The organism is Roseateles asaccharophilus (assembly GCF_004362405.1).
In the GTDB taxonomy this organism is placed as follows: domain Bacteria; phylum Pseudomonadota; class Gammaproteobacteria; order Burkholderiales; family Burkholderiaceae_C; genus Kinneretia; species Kinneretia asaccharophila.
Window position 1 is genome coordinate 62,775 of record NZ_SNXE01000001.1, and the last position, 16,563, is coordinate 79,337.

The 16,563-nt window shown below is 67.1% G+C and carries 12 protein-coding genes; 6 read left to right on the forward strand and 6 right to left on the reverse strand.

Annotation, left to right across the window (positions count from 1 at the left end; translation table 11 throughout):
- Nucleotides 1-8 precede the first annotated feature (8 nt).
- Nucleotides 9-2,492, reverse strand: coding sequence for a hypothetical protein (locus DFR39_RS20325; protein ID WP_133601533.1), 2,484 nt, complete (start codon nucleotides 2,490-2,492; stop codon nucleotides 9-11).
- Between the two features lie 114 nt (nucleotides 2,493-2,606).
- Between DFR39_RS20325 and DFR39_RS00265 the strand changes: the two genes are divergently transcribed.
- Nucleotides 2,607-4,133, forward strand: coding sequence for an alkaline phosphatase D family protein (locus tag DFR39_RS00265; RefSeq protein WP_133601534.1), 1,527 nt, complete (start codon nucleotides 2,607-2,609; stop codon nucleotides 4,131-4,133).
- Nucleotides 4,134-4,154: 21 nt separating this feature from the next.
- On the opposite strand, the gene DFR39_RS00270 is transcribed toward DFR39_RS00265, so the two are convergent.
- Nucleotides 4,155-5,210 (reverse strand): serine/threonine-protein kinase, encoded by a 1,056-nt coding sequence (locus DFR39_RS00270; protein ID WP_133601535.1) that lies wholly within the window; start codon nucleotides 5,208-5,210, stop codon nucleotides 4,155-4,157.
- 168 nt (nucleotides 5,211-5,378) lie between these two features.
- Between DFR39_RS00270 and DFR39_RS00275 the strand changes: the two genes are divergently transcribed.
- Nucleotides 5,379-6,347 (forward strand): AEC family transporter, encoded by a 969-nt coding sequence (locus DFR39_RS00275; RefSeq protein WP_133601536.1) that lies wholly within the window; start codon nucleotides 5,379-5,381, stop codon nucleotides 6,345-6,347.
- Between the two features lie 55 nt (nucleotides 6,348-6,402).
- The gene (locus tag DFR39_RS00280) at nucleotides 6,403-8,847 is read left to right on the forward strand and encodes an alpha/beta hydrolase family protein (RefSeq protein ID WP_162849353.1); all 2,445 of its coding nucleotides are present in this window, start codon (nucleotides 6,403-6,405) and stop codon (nucleotides 8,845-8,847) included.
- Nucleotides 8,848-8,858: 11 nt separating this feature from the next.
- On the opposite strand, the gene DFR39_RS00285 is transcribed toward DFR39_RS00280, so the two are convergent.
- The 4 genes from DFR39_RS00285 to DFR39_RS00300 form a co-directional block, all read right to left on the reverse strand.
- Complete coding sequence (locus tag DFR39_RS00285) at nucleotides 8,859-11,357, reverse strand: ATP-binding protein (protein ID WP_133601538.1); 2,499 nt, start codon at nucleotides 11,355-11,357, stop codon at nucleotides 8,859-8,861.
- A 15-nt stretch (nucleotides 11,358-11,372) separates the two neighbouring features.
- The gene (locus DFR39_RS00290) at nucleotides 11,373-12,200 is read right to left on the reverse strand and encodes an ABC transporter substrate-binding protein (RefSeq protein WP_133601539.1); all 828 of its coding nucleotides are present in this window, start codon (nucleotides 12,198-12,200) and stop codon (nucleotides 11,373-11,375) included.
- A gap of 18 nt (nucleotides 12,201-12,218) precedes the next feature.
- On the reverse strand, nucleotides 12,219-12,914 hold the full coding sequence (locus DFR39_RS00295) for an HD-GYP domain-containing protein (protein WP_133601540.1): 696 nt from the start codon (nucleotides 12,912-12,914) through the stop codon (nucleotides 12,219-12,221).
- Between the two features lie 97 nt (nucleotides 12,915-13,011).
- Complete coding sequence (locus tag DFR39_RS00300; protein WP_133601541.1) at nucleotides 13,012-13,386, reverse strand: response regulator transcription factor; 375 nt, start codon at nucleotides 13,384-13,386, stop codon at nucleotides 13,012-13,014.
- Between the two features lie 106 nt (nucleotides 13,387-13,492).
- Between DFR39_RS00300 and DFR39_RS00305 the strand changes: the two genes are divergently transcribed.
- From DFR39_RS00305 to DFR39_RS00315, 3 genes are all read left to right on the forward strand, one after another.
- A complete protein-coding gene (locus DFR39_RS00305; protein WP_246030628.1) occupies nucleotides 13,493-14,134 on the forward strand; it encodes a helix-turn-helix domain-containing protein in 642 nt (213 codons plus the stop codon).
- Complete coding sequence (locus DFR39_RS00310; protein WP_133601542.1) at nucleotides 14,131-14,892, forward strand: Hpt domain-containing response regulator; 762 nt, start codon at nucleotides 14,131-14,133, stop codon at nucleotides 14,890-14,892. Before DFR39_RS00305 ends, DFR39_RS00310 begins: the two co-directional genes overlap by 4 nt.
- Nucleotides 14,893-15,020: 128 nt before the next feature.
- Entirely contained in the window at nucleotides 15,021-16,562 is a 1,542-nt protein-coding gene (locus DFR39_RS00315) for a methyl-accepting chemotaxis protein (protein ID WP_133601543.1), read from the forward strand.
- Nucleotide 16,563: the final 1 nt, after the last annotated feature.

Sequence of the window (16,563 nt, forward strand, 5' to 3'; positions counted from 1 at the left end):
CCGATGTGCTAGGAACCGGCGCGCGGCGGGGGCGGTGGCGCCCTGAGTCCCAGACCAAGGGCCAACACGGCATAGAACATGAAGCTGAGGCGGGGCGCGTCGATCAGACTGTCAAACAAGCCCACCACCACAAAGGCCAGCAAGCCCCCCACCACTGCAGGGGCCAGCTCATGCTGGCGTGCAGAGCCCAGGGTACAGCGCCACAGCACCGCCAGCAGCATGGCCGACCAGAGGCCCAGGCCCAGCAAGCCCTGCTCGAACAGCACATGCAGGGGCAGGCTCTTCATATGCCAGGGCATGTGGTGATGATCGCTGGAGCTGAACCACCGTGCCATGCCGGCCCCGAAGTCGCCATTGCGCAGCAGCTCGGGCCCCTCGCCGGCACGCAGCGAGAGCTGGGCCAGATCAACACGGGCGCCACGCGTATCCACGGCGACCGAGAAGACCACCGGGCGGAGTTCGCGACCCAGGCTTGGCGCGTTCCCCAGCTCCACGCCGAGCGACTGCCACTGCCCCGACAGCGCCTTGATGGGCATATTGCGCGTGACGCATTCCGCGTTGTAGAGCAGCAGCTTGTCGCAGATCTCCAGATGCAGATTCACATCACGCTCGGTTCGCAGGCGCAGCGCCATGCGCAGCGGCGCTCCCGCCGGCGGTGCATCAATGCGCTGGCTGATGCGGAACAGCTCTCCCCAACCCAGCACATGCTGGCCGGCACTCAGCCGGAGAAAGGCGGGATCGCCGTTTTGGGACTCCAGTGCCTGATAGTGCCCCACACGCTCGGCGGCCGGCATGGCATAGAAGAAGTCGGCGGCAAAGCGCCCCGCACCCCGGCCCAGCAGCCAGTCACCAGGCGTCTGCAGCAAGGACAGGCCCAGGGACCAATGCTGCAGCCGTGCCTGCAAATCACGCTGCGCGGTGGAGAAGCGATCCCCGGCATAGGCGCCGCCAAAGCCCACGCCCACGGTCACGGCCACCAGCAGACACAGGGTCGCGGCCAGCCCCTTGCTGCGCCAGGACAGGCTAGGCAGCTGATCGGCCAGAGCACCCGGCCCCAGTTGCAGCAACACCCAGCCCAGAGCCAGCAGCAGCGCCGGCGGCAGGGCGCGATCCAGCACCTGCGCCCCACCCCACTGCCCTGCCACCAAGACCACACAGGCGAGGCTGGCCAAGAACGCCGCGGCCAGCAAGCAGGCCTGGGCATTGCGCTGGGCACCGTGGCGCCAGCGCAGAGCGAGGGCCGCGCCACCGATCACGACCAGCCCATGCAGCACATAGGCCAGCTTGGACACATGCTGGATCAGCATCCAGGCCAGCATGCCGAGCAGCAGCACCGGCATCAGGGCCAGCATCAGGGCCAAGAGGCGCTGAGCCCGAGTCTGGCGTTGCCACAGCGGGGGCAGCAGCAAGAGCAGAAAAGCGCTACCGGACAGGGCCAGCAAGGTTCGGTAGCCGCCCACCGGGAACAGGAGCACGGCGGCTATGGCGAAGCCGAGCAGAGCCAGCAACAGCCAACGCATAGGGCGGCGAGTCGACGAGATGCCGCCCCCATCGGCAGGGATCGCCGCGCCCTTGGCCGCATCCTTGAACTGGCGCGACAGCAGCCAGGCGCCCATCCCCAGCCCCAGGGGAGCAGCCAGATACAGGCCGCGCGAGAAGCTGGCCAACACCGTGTAGGCGCCCAACAGCATCAGCCCCAGCAGCAGCCCGAAGCGCAAGGGCCGGCGCTCGCGCAACAACCAGACCAGCGCAAAGGGCAGGCTCAGGGCCACCACCCCGTCCAGCGGCGCTCCGCCCATATGCGCCTCCCAAAACAGGGCCACGGTGCGGTAGTCGCTGCTGAAGTTGAGCAGGCCCGGAAAGGCATAGCGTTCCCAGAGGGCGGACAGCGCCACGCCCAGCAGCGCCAGGCTCATGGCCAGCCCCAACAAACGCAGGCGCCGGGGCTGGGCATCGGCCGCGGCCCGCCACAGCGGCAGGAGCAATAGAACCAGCACAAAGGCTTTGAGGGCTCGCAAGCTATTCATGGGTTCCTGGTAGCTCTGCCACCAGCCCCAGCGCCAGCCCCCGGCATCCTGCACGCCACGCCATGCGGCCACGAGCAGGGACAGGGCAAACAATCCCAGCAGCAGACGCGACAGCGCGCTCCAGGCCAGAGGCCGCTGCCAGGCCGGCGCCCGGAGACGGGATCCGCCCAGGGCCAGGGCGGCATAAGCCCCGCTGCAGACAGACAGAACCAGCAGGTCCAGCTCCTCGAAACTGATCCAGCCCGTCCAGGGCGCCCAGCCGATCACTGGCAGCAGTGCGGGAACCAGCAGGGGCAGCTCACGCCAGGCCACGAAGGCCAGGCCGGCGAGCAGCAGGCAGAGCAGGCCCATGCCCACGGGCGACAGCGGGTAATGCAAGGCCAAAGCCAGGCCGGGCAGCGCACATGCCAGGGCCAGAACCAACGCCAGCCATTGCGGGAAGGATTGGGGTCGCGACAGTTTCATCGGCGGCAAGATGTAGGGCGGCGCAGGTCGCGCAGGGCTCGGCGCATGATAGCCAAGGGTGCGCGGCGCAAATGCCGCTAAGCTGACGCGATGAACCCAAGGTTTCAGCTCCCCATGCCCCGCCGCCGGCTGCTGCAGGCCGCCCTGGCCGCCGGTGCCGCACCGGCCTTCCTGCTGCGCCATGCCGACGCCAGCCCGGACGCGCTGTTCACGCTGGGCGTGGCCTCGGGCAGCCCCCTGCCCGAGAGCCTGGTGCTGTGGACCCGCTTGATGGGGCCGGCCCTGCCGGACGCCGTCACGGTGCATTGGGAGATGGCCGAGGACGAACAGTTCCAGCGCGTCGTGGCGCGCGGCAGCGAGATCGCCCGCGCCTCCGAAGCCCATAGCGTGCACGCCGAACCGGCAGGGCTGAAGCCGGGGCGCTGGTACTGGTACCGCTTCATGGCCCTGGGGCAGCGCAGCCCCACAGGCCGCACCCGAACAGCCCCCGCGGCCTCCGCGGGCGCGGAGCGTCTGCGCTTTGCCATTGCCTCCTGCCAGCGCTGGGACCATGGCGAGTACGCGGCCTGGCGCGAGATCGCCTCTCAGGAACTCGATCTGCTGCTCTTTCTGGGGGACTACATCTACGAGTACGCCACGCCGGCCAGCAGCAAGGCCCGCCGCCGCCACACGGGCGGCCTGTGCCGCACGCTGGAGGACTACCGCCAGCGCTACGCCCAGTACAAGCAAGACCCCCATCTGCAGGCCGCCCACGCCAGCGCCCCCTGGATCCTCACCTGGGACGACCACGAGGTGGACAACGACTGGGCAGGCACTCAGTCACAAAGCCTGGATCCCGAGGCCGAGTTCCTGCGACGGCGCGCCGCGGCCGCCCAGGCCTACTGGGAGCACCAGCCCTTTCCCAAGGCCGCGCGCCCCCGGGGGCCGGACATGCGCATCCACGCCAGCTACGACTGGGGCGGCCTGGCCCGCATCATCACCCTGGACAACCGGCAGTGGCGCGCCCCCCAGGCCTGCCCCAAGCCGGGCCGGGGCGGCTCCAACACGGTGGATCTGCAGGACTGCCCCGCCCTGCTGGATCCGCGCCGCAGCCTGCTGGGCGGCGCCCAGGAACAGTGGCTGCGCCGCGCCTGGGATAGAGAGCGCCCCTGGAATCTGCTGGCCCAGCAGACCCTGATGGCCCGCATGAACTGGCAGGATCCCGCCGAGGGGCCGGGCAGACACTGGACCGATGGCTGGGACGGCTACCCCCTGGCGCGGGAGCGCCTGCTGCGCGATATGCAGGCCGCCGGCGCCCGCAATCCGGTAGTGCTGGGTGGCGACGTCCATGCCCACTACGTGGCCGAGCTCAAGGCGGACTACGGCGACCCCAAGGCCCCGGTCCTGGCCAGTGAGTTCTGCGGCACCTCGATCAGCAGCCATGGCATGGCCCAGGAGCGCCTGGATCAGGTCCTGCCCTGGAACCCCCATATCAAGCTGGGTCGCAGCGACCGGCGCGGCTATATGCGCTTCGAGCTGAGCGCCCAGCGTCTGGAGGCCGAGCTGCGCGCGGTCGACGAGCCCTGGGCCGACAGCAGCCCGCTGAGCAGCATGGCGCGCTTTGTAGTGCAGGCCGGGCGGCCGGGCGCCCAGCCCGTCTGAGAATGCGCGCGTGAAGCGCGCTCAGAACAAGGGGGGCAGCACACCCTGATGCGCGGCGGCCCAGGCGCCCAGGGTCAGCAGGACCAGGCCGCCCGTCAGGGCCAAGCCGCGCCAGGGCCGCCGCGATGCCGGCGCGCCAGCCCCCGTCTTGGGCAGGCTGGGGGGAGCGGGTTCCGGCATGGGAGCCAGGCTGAGCGCCGAATGGTTGCGTCCGGCCAACCATGCGCGCAAATCCTCGCCCAGCTCGCGCGCCGAGGGGTGGCGCAAGGCCGGCTCGTCGGCCATGGCCTTGAGCAGCAGGGCCTCCAGACTGAAACGCTCGGCCGTGCCCAGGGAGGCCAGGGCCGATGCCGAGGGGCGGACGACGCCATTGCTGTCAGGCCGCGGCTGGCGACCGTTGATGAGCCAGCAGGCCAGCAGGCCCAGGGCCCAGGACTCGCTGGCCAGAGAGGCCGCCCCACCGTCACGCAGCTCGGGCGCCACAAAGGGCAGGGCCGCGGGCGTGTAGCGCGGCCGGGGCGTTTCGGGGGCCGCGCCCAGCTCGGCAAGACCCAGGCTGAGCAGGCGCAAGCGTTCGCCGCCCAGGCGCCACAGCAGACCGGGATCCAGCTCGCGCAGCAGCAGCCCCTGCTCATGCGCGGCCTGCAGGGCGTCGCACAGGGGCAGCAGCAGGGCCAGGCGCTGGCGCAGGGGCATGGCATAGGTGGCCGGCCCCAGCAGGGGCTCGCCCTCCTCGGGCCAGGCCATCACCAGATAGGGCTGGCCGGCCGGGGTCACGCCGCTGTCCAGCGGCACCGCGATCACCGGGTGGCACAGCTCGGCCGTCTGACTCACCTGCTCGGCCAGGCGCAGCAGCATGGCCTGACCATCCTCCGCACGGTGATAGACCAGCAAGGCGCCGGCCTGCTGACCCGCTCTTTGGTGCTCGACCCGGTACCAACGACCCGTGTCCGCGCTGTGCAAGGCCTGCACCACACGCCAGACGCCCAGCCGCTCGCCCGCCACCAACTGGCCCGCGGGCGACGAGTCGACCCGGGCTGGGGCGGGGAAGGAGGCGGAAAAACGGGCGGCAGGCATCACGCGCTCAAGATTGAACCCGACAATGCTAGGGGTTCCCCGGGGGCCTGTCTGCGCGACGCCCCCCTCAAAACAGGGAGGGGCGCGCAATCGCTCACGCTCGGCGTCAACTTCCGCACGCCAGCTCATCGAGACGCCGCCGGGGCCTGCTTGCGATACTGCGCCCCCATGCAAGCCATCCTATCGGTCACCCTGCCTTTCTTCGCCCTGGTGCTGTGCGGCTATCTGGCCGCCCGCAGCGGTGTGCTGGCCGAAAGCGCCATTCCCGGCCTCAATGGCTTCGTGCTCTTCTTCGCCCTGCCCTGCATGCTGTTTCGCTTCGGCATGAACACCCCGGTGCTGGAGCTTCTGGACCCGGTGGTGCTGGGGCTCTATGCGCTATGCGCCCTGCTGATCGTGGGCCTGACCCTGTGGCTGACCCTGTCCGATCGGGTGCGCCTCAAGGACGCCGCCTTTGGCGCCCTGGTGGCCGCCTTTCCCAACACCGGTTTCATGGGCGTGCCCCTGCTGGTGGCCTTGCTGGGCCCGGCCGCGGCGGCGCCCGTGATCTGCACCATCCTGGCCGATCTCTTCCTCACCAGCTCCCTGTGCATAGGCTTGGCCCGTGCCCATGATGCGGGCGCCGGCAATGCCCGGCGTGCCGCCCTGCAAGCGCTGCGCGGCGCCCTGTCCAACCCCTTGCCCTGGGCGATTGCCCTGGGTGCCCTGGCCTCCATCACGGGCCTGCGCCCGCCCGGCCCGCTGGACACCGTGATCCGCATGCTGGCCGATGCTGCCAGCCCCGTGGCCCTGTTCACCATAGGCGCCGTCTTGTGGCGCGCCGGCCAGCACGCCCACAGCCGCACGCCCGCCGCGCTCTACCTGCCGGTGGCCGGCATCAAGCTGCTGCTGCACCCCGCCCTGGTCTTCGGCCTGGGCCTGCTGGCCCAGAAGCTGGGCCTGGGCCTCAGCGACTTCCAGCTGCTGGTGCTGACCCTGGCGGCGGCCCTGCCCAGCGCCAGCAATGTGTCACTGCTGGCCGAGCGCTACGGGGCCGACAACGGCCGTGTGGCCCGCATCATCATGGCCTCCACGGCCCTGGCCTTTGTGAGTTTCAGCGGCCTGGCCTGGCTGTTCGGCATTGGCGCCCGGTCCTGATATGGTTGCGCTTTTCGGCCCGGCCATGCCGCCCCGAACCCCAAGCCCCTCACCGATGTCGCTGTCGTTTCCCCGCCGAGGCGCCCTGCTGCCGGCCCTGCTGCTCGCCCTGCCCCTGCTGGCGAGCCTGCTGCCCATGGGCCGGGCGATGGCCATGGGCTATCAACAACCCGGCCCCGCCGTGCGCGAGGCCCTGGATGCCCCGGCGCTGCCGCGCCTGCTGGTCGCCCCGGATCGCCAGACCCTGGCCCTGCTGGAGCTGCGCCGCTTCAACAGCCTGGAGGAGCTGGCTCGCCCCACGCTGCGACTGGCCGGCCTGCGCTTCGATGCCGTGAGCGCCACGCCCCAGCCCCTGGCCACGGTGCAGCGCCTGCGTCTGCGCAGCCTGCTGCAGCCCGAGGCGCCGGAGCGTGTGGTGGAGCTGCCCGGCAGCGGTTTCCACAGCTTCAGCTGGGCGCCCGATGGCCAGCGCTTCGTGCTGGAGCGGCGCGGACCGGCCAGCAACGAACTCTGGGTTGGCGACACCGCCAGTGGCCAGATCCGGCAGATTCCCTTTTTGCGCCTGAACAATGCCCTGGGTCAGGGCGAGCAAGCCTGGCTCAATCCGCGCGAGCTGGTGGTGCTGGGCATTCCCAAGCGCCGCGGCGCACCGCCGCGCGCGCTGCCCAGCCCCGCCGTGCAGGAAAGCCTGGGCAAGGCCTCGCCGGAACGCACCTATGCGGATCTGCTGAAGTCCCCGCAGGACGAGGCCGCTTTCGAATACCACGCCCGCTCCCAGCTGACCCTGGTGGACCTGGCCACCGGACAGATCCGCGAACTGGGTGAGCCAGCCCTCTTCTCAGCCGTCAGCAGCGTGGGCGATCAGGGTCAGGTCTTGCTGACCGAACGTCTGGTCCGCCCCTTCAGCTACCACCTGACCTGGGACGACTTTCCCCAGGTCGTGGAGCTGCGCCAGCGCGATGGCCGCCTGCTGCGCGAACTGGCCAAGCTGCCCATGAAGAGCGGCGTGGCCATCGATGGCGCCCTGCCGGGTCCGCGCGTCTTCTACGCCTCGCCCACCAAGGATGCGGCTGTCTATTGGGTGGAGGCGCTGGACGGTGGCAATCCGAACGCGCGCGTGGCCTTTCGCGACCGGGTGATGCGCCTGGACCCGCCCTACAGTGGCGAGGCAATGGAGGTTCAGCGCATGCCGCACCGCTTCACGCGGCTGCGATTTTTGGATGATGGTCAGCATGCCCTGCTGACCGAGACCGATCGCAACCGCGCCTGGACCCGCAGCTATCTGCTGCCCCTGCGCGGCAGCCAGAGCAAGCCGCTGTTCGAGCACTCGGTGCGCGAGCGCTACCGCCATCCGGGGCAGCCTCTGATGCGCACCCTGCCCAATGGCCATCAGGTGGTGCAGACCACGGCCCAGGGCGAGATCTTCATGATTGGCGCCGGTGCCAGCCCACGCGGCGAGCGGCCCTTTGTGGACCGGCTCTCCATCCGTGACCTGGGCGTGCAGCGCCTGTTCCAGTCGGGAGAGGCCAGCTACGAACTGCCACTGATGCCGCTGGACGAGAGGCGCTGGCTGATGCAGCGCGAGAGCCCCAGCGAAGCCCCGAATCTGGTGCTGCGCGAGTTGGGTCCGGCGGCCGGAGGCGCCCCCCAGCTGCTGACACGCATCAAGGATCCCAGCCCCCAGCTGCGCCGCATCAAGCGGGAGCTGGTCAGCTTCAAGCGCGCCGACGGCGTGGAACTCTCCTTCTGGCTGTACCTGCCGCCCGACTACCGGGAGGGTGAGCGCCGGCCCGCCCTGATCTGGGCCTACCCCCTGGAGTTCAATGACGCCTCCGTGGCAGGCCAGCTCAGCGGCGCGCCCAGCCGCTTTGCGGCCTACCCCGGCATCAGCCCCCAGCTGCTGGCCCTGGAGGGCTTTGTGGTGCTCAACGAGGCCACCATGCCCGTGGTGGGCGAGCAGCGCAGCATGAACGACGGCTTCATCGAGCAGATCACGATGAATGCCCGCGCCATCATCGACAAGGCCGAGGAGCTGGGCGTGGTCGACCCCAAGCGCCTGGCCATAGGCGGTCACAGCTACGGCGCCTTCATGGCCGCCAATCTGCTGGCCCACACCAAGCTCTTCAAGGCCGGCATTGCGCGCAGCGGCGCCTACAACCGCACACTCACGCCCTTCGGTTTCCAGAGCGAACGTCGCTCGCTCTGGGATGCCCGCGACACCTATCTCAAACTCTCGCCCTTCCTCTATGCCGAGCGCATCAAGGAGCCCCTGCTGCTGATCCACGGCGAGGCCGACAGCAATTCCGGCACCTTCCCCATGCAAAGCGAGCGCCTGTTCCAGGCCCTGGCCGGGCTGGGTGGCACGGTGCGCTATGTCAATCTGCCCCATGAGGGGCACGGCTACACGGCCCGCGAGTCGGTGGGGCATGTGCAGTGGGAAATGGCCCAGTGGCTCAAGACCCACTTGGGCGACCCCCGCAGCACCGAGCCTCGCCCCTAGGAGTCGACCGCTCAAAGCACGGTGCTGATGTGGGTGTCTCCTGGCCCCACACGCAAGGGCAGGACGATGCGGAAAACCGCGCCGCCGCCGGGCCGATTCTCGGCACGGATCTGGCCACCATGGATCTCGATGATCTTGCGGCAGATGGCCAATCCCAGACCCGTGCCGCCCGAGCCATCCTTGGTGCTGCTGCTCTGGATGAAGGCCTCGAAGATTTGGTCCAGCTCCTCGGGCGGAATGCCGGGTCCTCGATCTGCCACCGTGATCAGCACCTCATGCTCCGGCGTCAAGCCGGCATCCAGCTCTATGGTGCCGCGCTCCGGCGAAAACTTGATGGCGTTGGCCAGGACATTGCGTATGACCTGCTGAAACCGCAGAGGGTCGACCTTGGCCATCAAGGGCCGCTGGCCCAGCCTCGTCTCCAGCCGAAGCATGCGCCGGGACAGCAAAGGCTCCAGCTCATGCGCGACCGATTCCATCAGCTGGCGCAGCTCGCAGCGCTCGAGATCAAAAGTACCCACAGCGCTCTCGATCTTGGACACATCAAGCAGGTCATTCACCAGGGCCAACATGCGCTGACCCGAAGCGTGAATGTCGCCAAACATCGCCGCCAGCTTGGGCGCATCGCGTCCACGAGCCTGCCCCAGTTCCGAGAAACCGAGGATGGACTGCAGCGGCGTGCGCAGCTCATGACTGATGTTGGCAATGAACTCTGACTTGGCCCGTGACGCCTCCTCGGCCGCATCGCGCGCATCACGCGTAGCCCGCTCTGCAGCACGAAATTCGCTCACATCGGTCAGGGTTGCCAGAATCCCCAGTTCGCCACTGCGCGGGTCGGGTACGACCACCTTGGTGACCAGCATGTCATGGGTGCTGCCGTCCCGGTGCAGCAGTCGGGCCTCGTAACTCAGACGGCCGCCGATTTGGCGCAGTTGCCGGTCCTGCGCCTCATGCAGCGCACGTTCCTGCAAGGGCATGAAGAAACCCACCGGTCGGCCCACCACATCACGACGATCGCGGCCGGTGAACTCCTCCCAAGCCCGGTTCACCATGGCATAGTTACTCTTCCCGTCGAACATCGAGATGGGCTGTGGACTCAGCTCCAGAAGTTGCTCACTGAATTGAAGCTGCAGCTGCAGCCGCTTCTCTGCCTGGCGACGTTCGGTGACGTCAACGGCGCTCCCGGCAAACCCGAGCAGCTGCCCCTGACCGAGCAGCGGAACCACCGCCACCTGGAAGTGACGCCGCAGACCTTCAACCGTGCCCATGCTGATCTCGGCACTGCGCACGCCCTCGCGGTTCTCGGCACTCAGGAGCGCCACGACGCGCTCCTTGTCCTGAGGGTCCACCATGTCCGCCAGAGCAAGCCCCAGGACCCCATCGACGCGCTCCTGCTTGAACATGCTCCAGCGCGCGTTGACAAAACTCAGCCGACCTTGAGCATCGGTGCGGAAAATCAGTTCCTGCACGCTCTTGAGCAACACACTGAGCTCCCGCTCACGCAGGGCCACCTGCTCATGGGCGCGGTCCAGAGCCCGGCGCGCCGTCTCCCGCACACGCAGGCTGCGTAGCAGAATCCTGGCACCCAGTCCGATCAGCAGCAGGCAGGTCCCCCCTGTGCCCAGAATGAGCCACTTGATGTCACGCCAGCCACTCAGGGCGTCGTCTTGCGCCACTTCCACCATGACCACCAACGGTCGCTCCCGCGCCAGACGGTAGGCCACCAGCTGCAAGCCCGGGCCCAAGCCTGCGCCCGTGTAGCTGCCATGGTTCTGTTGTTTCAGCTGTTCAAAGACGGCATGGGTGGTCAGTTCGCTGCCTATGGGATTCTTGACCGTGTCCGTCGCGGCCAGCAGCTGACCGTCGTAGCTCGCCAAGGCAGCTCGCAGATTGGCATCGAATCCCAGGGCAGACTGCTGATAGTTGGAGAGGGCGTCGGGATTGATCATGGCCAGTAGCAGGATCTCTCGCCCGCCAGGGGCCATCATGCGACGGGCCAGGGGCAAGGAGCTGACGCCCGCCGCGAGATCGATGCGACCCAGGCTGCTCAAACCCCGACCCGGTTGCAAGGGGAGCAGCGCTTCCTTGCCCAGCGCTGGAAGTGTTCCCAGTCGGCCAACATCCAGGCTGAGACCGCGGTCTCTCGAATCCGAGCTGACCAGGACTTGCCCTTGCGGCAGGTCAACAAGCGCCAAGCTTCTCAGCATGGGCTGCGCCACCAGGGCCTGATTCAGCATGGGCACCAGCAGATCGGGTTCCAGCCGCGACTGCAGCCGAATGCCATCGCCGATGGTGCGAAGTGCCAGGGAGGCCGACTCGACACTGCGGGTCGCGTGATCATCCAGGAGACGAGCCAGCAGCTCCAGCCGGGCATGCTCATGTTCTAGGGCTTCCCTGCGCTCGTACACCGCAAAGGCTGCCAGCGCCCCCACGCAGGCCAGAGCAAGCCCGGCCGCGGCGACCCGAATCAGGCGGCTGAGGCCAGAGACGTCGAGGGCTGGCTGCTGCATGATGTTCGTCCGGCCCTACTGCTGGACCACGATATCGCCCAGGCCGTGACGCGCCGCGGCGGCCTTGAGTCGCCCGTCTCGCTTGATCGCAGCCACGAACTCGTCAAGCCGAGCCAGCCATGCGGGATCGTTCTGCCGCGTGGCATAGGCATAGGGCAGCACATGAAAAGGCTGCGGTGGCGGCACCAAACGGGCCCAATCGGCGTTATCGAGCAGGCGGCGGCTGTAGGGATAGTCGGTCATGAACACATCGATGCGCCCTGCCTCCAGCTCCCGCTCACGCGTGGCCGGAGGCCGCACCACCAAGATCTGCGCCTTCTTGAGCGAGGCCGTCATCACAGGCTCCATGAAGGTGCCAGCCTGCACACCAACCACGATACCGGGTCTATCGATGTCGACCCAGTCACGCACCGCACGATTGGAACGCGTGGTCACGCCGTAGATATCGCTCTGGAGATAGGGCTTGGTGAAGGCCAGACGGGCCTGACGCTGAGGCAGCACGCCCACGGCGAACATGGCGACGTCGCAGCGACTGCTGCTCACGTCCTCAATCAGCTGGGTGAAGGAGGACTCCACATACGTGAGCTTGAGCTTGAGGTCCTTGGCCAACTCGGCGGAAAGCTCGATGTCTATACCGCCCAGCTCCAGGGTGTTGGGGTTGCGGTAGGTAATGCCGTAGTAGTCCGGCCAGATGCAAACCTTGAGCTCGCCGCTGCTGCGCAGACGTTGCAAGGTGGGGCTCTCGGCCGCCTGAGCAAGGCTCGGCGCAAGCAAGACTGCGGCGGCAAAAAGCATCAGATGGATACCCAGCGGTGTGGACGAATGGGAGCGGCGCTTCATCATGGTGGGACTCCTTTGAACTCAGTCACTTTCAACCAGGATCTCGAAATCGGGGGGCTCACGATTGATGGCATCGCGCAGCGCGATCAGCGACGGTGCGTTCGCCACAAACGCATCAACCACGCGAGGGTCAAACGCCGCTTCGCGCTGATCCATGAGCATGCACAGTGCGATTTCGTCGGGAAAGGCCTTGCGATAGCAGCGATCCATGGTCAGGGCGTCAAAGTAGTCAACCACGGCAACAATTCGCGCCGACAAGGGAATGGCAGCACCCGCCAACTGGCTCGGATAGCCGCGGCCGTCCCAGCGCTCGTGGTGCCCCAGGGCCACCTCCGCCGCCAGCTGGAACAAGGGAATCCGCGAGCGCCCCAGAATGCGCGCCCCCATGCGGGGATGTTCATTCATGACGGCGCGCTCCTGCGGGGTGTAGGCCCCCGGCTTCTTCAAGACTGCGTCGGGAATGCCGATCTTGCCGATGTCATGCATGGGCGCAGCGCGTCGCAGTTGCTGGGCGAACTCGCGGGGCTCACCCATGAAAAGCGCCAAGGTCTCGGCCAGGTAGCCCATTCGAAGGATATGGACGCCCGTCTCGTCATCCTTGAAGTCCGCCGCCAGAGACAGGCGCAACAGAGCCTCATGATGAGCCCGGGTCACCTCACGCAGCGCCTCATTGCGCTCGTGATACATGCGGCCAAGATCGGCCACGATGCGCTCCATCTGCGCCGCCGCCGCAGCGTCAAACACAGTGCAATCAGATCCTGACCAAACGGGCGCAGCGCGTCTTGGAGCCGGGACTTCCTGCATGAAGTTCCCCTCAGTCCGAATGCGACAAACTCGCCAGATGCTCGATCAGCTGCAAGGGGCTGAAGGGTTTGATCATGTAGGCATCAGCGCCGGCCCGCAGCCCGGCCTCGCGGTCCCGAGCCTGGCCCCGGGCGCTCAGCAGGATGACCTGCATGCCCGCAAAGCGCGGCTCGGCCTTGAGCCGCGCGCAGACCTGCAAACCATCCAGGGCGCGAGGCATCATCACATCCAGCAGCACCACATCGGGCCGTAGGGCGGCGGCCAGCTGCAGCGCGCTCTCGCCATCGGCCGCCTCATGGATCTGGTAGTCCTCGAACTCCAGCGTCATGCGGATCAATCGACGGATATCGGCATGGTCGTCAACGATCAGAACGGTCTTGCTCATGGCGCACTCCTTGGTGCTCTTGGTCTTGATGTCATTATTGGATGTATCACTTTTATCAATCAAGCTCTTTTCGAACTGAGCTCAAAAAAATCGGCAGAATTGCGCGATGCCCAAGACCAGTCCCGCATCCGCCATGCCCGCCCCCCAGACCGACTACAGCACCCTGGAGGTGGCACGCCTGCTGGGTATGGCCGTACGTTCGGTGCAACTGATGGTAGACCGCGGAGAGCTGGAGGCCTGGAAGACGCCGGGCGGCCACCGCCGGATTGCCCGCGCCTCGGTGGAAGCCAGGCTGGCCCAGCGCAATGCTGGCGCCGCTGCGACCACGCCCGGCTCGCAGGCTGGTGGCGCCCGGCGTCCACGCCTGCTGCTGATCGAGGACTCGGTACATTACCAGAACCTCATCTCCATGCTGCTGGCCCAGCAGTTCCCGGAACTGGAGCTGCACATGGCCTCGGACGGCATCGCCGGACTGGCGCTCTACGGCCAGCTGCAACCCGAATTGCTGCTGGTGGACATTCTGCTGCCGGGCATCGATGGTGCGACCCTGATCACCAGCCTGCGCTCACAGCCCCAATTCGCGGGCAGCCGCCTGATCGTGGTGACCTCGCTGGACGAAACCCAGCGACAGCCCTACGAGTTCGCCCTGCAGGGCCTGCCGGTGGTGCACAAGCCGCGGCTGGTGATGGAATTGCCGGTGCTGCTGCGCGAGCAATTGGCGGCCAGACCCGAAGGCGTGAACTCATGAGCGCGGGGGGCCGGCCCCGGGTGCTGCTGGTCGAGGATGACCCCTCTCTGCAGCGCTTTGTGCAGCTGGCCCTGGAAGAGTTCGAGATCGAGCTGCTGACCGTCGGTTCCGTGGATGCGGGCCTGGCCGAGCTGGCTCGTGCCCCGGTGGCCCTGGTCCTGACGGATCTGATGCTGCCCGAGCGCTCCGGCTTCGAGCTGATCGATGCCTTGGCCGCCGAGCCTGCGCTGCGGGCCGGCGCCCGGGTGGCGGTCTTCAGCGCCGGCCTGACGCCCGCCACCCGGGGGCGCCTGGAGCGCCCCGAAGTCTGGCGCCTGCTTTCCAAGCCCTGCGGACTGGCCGAACTGGATGCTTGCGTGCGTGACGCGCTGGCGCAAGGGCCGGAGGTGGCCGACAAAGTCGTGCACTCCTCCAGCGTTGCGACCTCCGCCGAACCGCCCCCCGGCCCCGAGGTCCGGCAGGCCGCCGCCATCGCTGAGTACTTCGGCGGCAATGCCCCGCTGTATCTGTCCTTCCGCGCCAGCTGCCTGCAACAGTTCCAGGCAGATCTGGCCGAGGGCGACAAGGCCCTGACAGACGGCGATGCACCAGCACTGCGCCGCCTCGCCCACAGCCTCAAGTCGGTGCTTCGCAGCCTGGGTCATCCCGAGGCGGCCTCTGATGCGCTGACCCTCGAAGAGGCCAGTCAACGGAACGACTGGCCCGCCTTGACAGCCCTATGGCCGCAGTTGCGAGACGCGCTGAAACAACTGAGATGATATTGACCTAGCTCGCAGGTCACGCAATATGCTAAATACATCACGCACAAATTACCACTAATATCATTCCAATCAAATAAACTAAGAACATCGTCGGCGTAAGCGGCAGTCACAGCGAGGAGCCAGCCATGTTCAGCCTCAAGCGATGGAGCTTTGCCCAGCGGATGTATCTGATGAGTTGCGTCGTCAGCCTCGCGCTAGGCGCTCTGGCGGTGATGGTGTGGGTACAGCTGTCGAGTCTGAGCGGGGCCGCCAAGAACATCGGCCTCAGCCATGTTGCTGCACTGGATCATGTCCGCACCATGGAGCTCAACTTGACCCGGGCTTCCCTGCAGCTGCGCCACGCCATGCTGGCTCGCAATGAAGCGGAGCGCTCTGCGGCTCTGGTCCAGATTTCTGAGCACCGCGCAGCGCTCGATGCAGCTCGGGCAGCCTACCAAGGCCTTCAGGGCAGCGCCCGGGAACTGAACCAGCAACTCGATGCCTTCTGGTCCATCGCAGAGGCGAATCTGTCCATGGTTCAGGCCGGTGACCGCGATGCAGCATTCGCCTTTTTGGTCGAGAAGACCGTTCCTGCCCGCAATGCGGTTCTCGACGTGATGGGGCATGGCGTTCAGTACCACCGACAGGCGCTGAGCGAATCGATTGAGCGGGACTTGGTTCGCGATGCGGACACCATCATGTGGGAGATCAAAGGCGTGGTCCTGCTGGTAGCCCTGCTGATGCTGAGCTCGGTATGGATACTGGTCCGGCAGCTGAGAGGCCGCGTGAGCGTGTCGCAAGCGGTCGCAGAGAAGGTGCGCGACGGCGAACTGGATCAGCTTGTCAAAGACGAGGGTCGTGACGAATTCAGCCCATTGCTTGCCGCCTTGCTGGCAATGCAAGGCAGGCTGGCCGAACTGGTCAGTGATATCCGCGACAACGCCGAGAGCGTCGCGACGGCGAGCGCACAGATCAGCCAGGGCAACTCGGATCTCAGCGTCAGAACCGAAAAGCAGGCTTCGGCCCTGCAACAGACGGCCGCCTCGATGGAGCAGATCAACGGCACAGCCCTCAGCAACGCCGACAGTGCAGCACAGGCAAGTCGCCTAGCCCAGCAAGCCTCTGGCGTTGCCGAGCAGGGGCGTAAGGTGGTTGACGATGTCGTAACGCAGATGCGCGCCATTGAACATGCGTCCAAGCAGGTGGAGGACATCATCACCGTCATCAACGGCATCGCTTTCCAAACCAACATCCTCGCGCTCAACGCCGCGGTGGAAGCAGCCCGCGCCGGGGAACAAGGCCGGGGCTTCGCCGTGGTTGCGGGTGAAGTCCGGACTTTGGCGCAGCGCAGTGCTGAAGCTGCGCGCCAAGTCAGGAGTCTGATCAGTCAAAGCGTCGAGCGAGTGGCGACGGGGGCTGGCTTGGTCGATCAGGCAGGGCGGACCATGCAGGAAGTTCGGACTTCGGTACAGCGCGTCAGTGACATCGTGAGTGAGATTGCCGCTGGCAGCCGGGAACAGATGAGTGGCGTTTCCCAGGTCAGCGAGGCGGTGAGCCACATGGATCAGGCCACCCAGCAAAATGCCGCGCTCGTGGAGCAAAGCGCAGCCGCCGCAGAGAGCCTGCGAGAGCAGGCTGCCGGCCTGGTACGCGCCATGTCCATCTTCCGCACCAGTCCGCGGGGCTGAG

Coding starts and splice junctions, on each gene's coding strand:
- DFR39_RS20325 (WP_133601533.1), bottom strand. CDS start 2,492: ATGAAACTGTCGCGACCCCAATCCTTCCCGCAATGGCTGGCGTTGGTT.
- DFR39_RS00265 (WP_133601534.1), top strand. CDS start 2,607: ATGCCCCGCCGCCGGCTGCTGCAGGCCGCCCTGGCCGCCGGTGCCGCA.
- DFR39_RS00270 (WP_133601535.1), bottom strand. CDS start 5,210: ATGCCTGCCGCCCGTTTTTCCGCCTCCTTCCCCGCCCCAGCCCGGGTC.
- DFR39_RS00275 (WP_133601536.1), top strand. CDS start 5,379: ATGCAAGCCATCCTATCGGTCACCCTGCCTTTCTTCGCCCTGGTGCTG.
- DFR39_RS00280 (WP_162849353.1), top strand. CDS start 6,403: ATGTCGCTGTCGTTTCCCCGCCGAGGCGCCCTGCTGCCGGCCCTGCTG.
- DFR39_RS00285 (WP_133601538.1), bottom strand. CDS start 11,357: ATGCAGCAGCCAGCCCTCGACGTCTCTGGCCTCAGCCGCCTGATTCGG.
- DFR39_RS00290 (WP_133601539.1), bottom strand. CDS start 12,200: ATGATGAAGCGCCGCTCCCATTCGTCCACACCGCTGGGTATCCATCTG.
- DFR39_RS00295 (WP_133601540.1), bottom strand. CDS start 12,914: ATGGAGCGCATCGTGGCCGATCTTGGCCGCATGTATCACGAGCGCAAT.
- DFR39_RS00300 (WP_133601541.1), bottom strand. CDS start 13,386: ATGAGCAAGACCGTTCTGATCGTTGACGACCATGCCGATATCCGTCGA.
- DFR39_RS00305 (WP_246030628.1), top strand. CDS start 13,493: ATGCCCAAGACCAGTCCCGCATCCGCCATGCCCGCCCCCCAGACCGAC.
- DFR39_RS00310 (WP_133601542.1), top strand. CDS start 14,131: ATGAGCGCGGGGGGCCGGCCCCGGGTGCTGCTGGTCGAGGATGACCCC.
- DFR39_RS00315 (WP_133601543.1), top strand. CDS start 15,021: ATGTTCAGCCTCAAGCGATGGAGCTTTGCCCAGCGGATGTATCTGATG.